We start from the raw sequence: 2,472 nt of genomic DNA on the forward strand, positions 1-2,472 counted from the left end.
GTTCCAGGTCACGCGCGAGGTCTTCGCGGGAAAAAGCGACAAGCAAGGCGGCCACGGCTCGCTGGAATGGGCGGTGACCTGGTTCGGCGGCGACGGCTTCCTCAACTCCTACTGCAACACGATTCCCACCGGCGAAGGCGGTACGCACGAGGCCGGCCTCCGCAACGTGCTGACGCGCGGCCTTCGCGCGTATGCCGACCTGATCGGCAACAAGCGCGCCTCGATCATCACCACCGAAGACGTCATGATCTCGGCCGCCGGCATGCTGTCGGTATTCATCCGCGAGCCGGAATTCGTCGGCCAGACCAAGGACAGGCTGGCGACGATCGAGGCGATGCGCATCGTCGAGACCGCCATCCGCGACCCGTTCGATCATTGGCTGGCCGACAACCCGCAGGAAGCCTCGAAGCTTCTCGAATGGGTGATCGCGCGCGCCGACGAGCGGGTGCGCCGGCGCCAGGAAAAGGAAGTTTCGCGCAAGAGCGCGGTGCGCAAGCTGCGGCTGCCCGGCAAGCTCGCCGACTGCACGCAGAACGCCGCCGCCGGCGCCGAGCTCTTCATCGTCGAAGGCGACTCGGCCGGCGGCTCGGCCAAGCAGGCGCGCGATCGCGCCAGCCAGGCGGTGCTGCCGCTGCGCGGCAAGATCCTCAACGTCGCCAGCGCCGGCAACGACAAGCTTGCGGCCAACCAGCAGATCTCCGACCTGATCCAGGCGCTCGGCTGCGGCACACGCACGAAATACCGCGACGAGGACCTGCGCTACGACCGCGTGATCATCATGACCGACGCCGACGTCGACGGCGCGCATATCGCTTCGCTTTTGATCACCTTCTTCTACCAGGAGATGCCAAACCTCGTCCGCGGCGGCCATCTCTTTATGGCCGTGCCGCCGCTCTATTCGATCCGGCAGGGCGGCAAGGTGGCCTATGCCCGCGACGACGCGCACAAGGACGAGCTGCTGCGCACCGAATTCACCGGGCGCGGCAAGGTCGAGATCGGCCGCTTCAAGGGCCTTGGCGAGATGATGGCCTCGCAGCTCAAGGAGACCACGATGGATCCGAGGAAGCGCACGCTGCTCAGGGTCGACGTGAGCGAAGCCGAGGCGGCGACCAAGGATACCGTCGACGCGCTGATGGGCACCAAGCCTGAAGCGCGCTTCCGCTTCATCCAGGAACGCGCCGAGTTCGCCGAAGCCGACGTGCTGGATATCTGAACGCGGACTGGTCCATAACAGGCTCCGATACGGAGACTTTGATGTGGCCCGGACGCGGCTGAAAGAGTTTGTCGAGATACCGCTGAACGGCCTGACCCAGCCGACGCGCTCGGACTGGATTTTTGCCCTGCGCACGGTTTCGGCCGGGCTGATCGCGCTGCTTGCCGCCTACGCCCTCGACCTCGATCATCCGCAATGGGCGATGATGACGGTCTTCATCGTCGCCCAGCCGGTCGCCGGCATGGTGCTGGCCAAAGGCTTCTACCGGCTGCTCGGAACGCTGGCCGGCGGCCTGGCCGCAATCGGCATCGCATCGCTGTTCGGCACCAATCCCTGGGTGCTGGTGACGGCGCTGGCGGTGTGGATCGGCATCTGCACGCTCGTCTCCTCGCTGCTGCGCAATCCGGAGGCCTATGGTGCGGCCCTTGCCGGCTATACGGCGATGATCATCAGCCTGCCCGCGTTCGGGCAGCCGCATCTCGTCGTCGATCTCGCCATCGCGCGCTGCGCCGAAATCGTGCTTGGCATCGTCTGCGCCGGCGTCACCAGCCGGCTGATCCTGCCGAAGCTGGCAGCGGACGCCATCATATCGAGACTGAAGCGCAGCATTCTCGATCTCGCGGACTATGCCGGAGGCGCCTTTTCCGGCGGCGACCCGGCTAGCCTTGCCGCGCTGCAGCGCAAGCTGATCACCGATGCCCAGACGCTTGCCGAGATGCGCACCTATGCGCGGCTGGAGGCGCCGAGCTTCGCCCCGCGCGCCCATCCGGTGCGGCGCACGATCGGGCAGCTTCTGTGGGCGCTCTCGGCGGCACGTGCGCTGCACACCCATGCCGCGCCGAAAAACGCGACGCTCATCCCCGTGCGCAGCGACTTGCAGGCTTTCGTCGGCGACCTGTCGGAAACGCACGGCGCGCTTGACGACACCGGCCCCTGGGTTGCCCGGCTCGACGCGATCGCGGCCAAGGCGCGGGACGCGCCGGCCACGCCCGCCGAACCCGGCGAAGACCGGGTCGGCACCCTCACCCGCCTCACCATCGCCGCCGATTTCGCGGAGGCACTGAAGCAGGTGATGCGTGGCCTGGACGCGCTTCGCTCGCCGGTCTCCAGGCCTTCCCGCGACCGGCGGCAGCCGGCGCTGGTGGTGCATCGCGACTATCATGCCGCCTGGCGCAACGCCGTGCGCGCCGCACTCGCCACACTCCTGGTGGCGGCCTTCTGGCTGACGACCAAATGGTCCGAGGCAGCCGGCACCGTCA

Annotated in this window: 2 protein-coding genes; both read left to right on the plus strand. The window is 67.5% G+C overall.

Features of this window, described 5'->3' with window-relative positions; genetic code table 11:
- On the plus strand, positions 1–1,213 hold a 1,213-nt coding region (locus EOA38_RS33615), incomplete at its 5' end, for a toprim domain-containing protein (RefSeq protein ID WP_245480986.1).
- A gap of 43 nt (positions 1,214–1,256) precedes the next feature.
- The coding region (locus EOA38_RS33620; protein WP_145966200.1) for an FUSC family protein at positions 1,257–2,472 on the plus strand (1,216 nt) is incomplete at its 3' end.

It is taken from the genome of Mesorhizobium sp. M1E.F.Ca.ET.041.01.1.1 (assembly GCF_003997355.1).
In the GTDB taxonomy this organism is placed as follows: Bacteria; Pseudomonadota; Alphaproteobacteria; order Rhizobiales; family Rhizobiaceae; genus Mesorhizobium.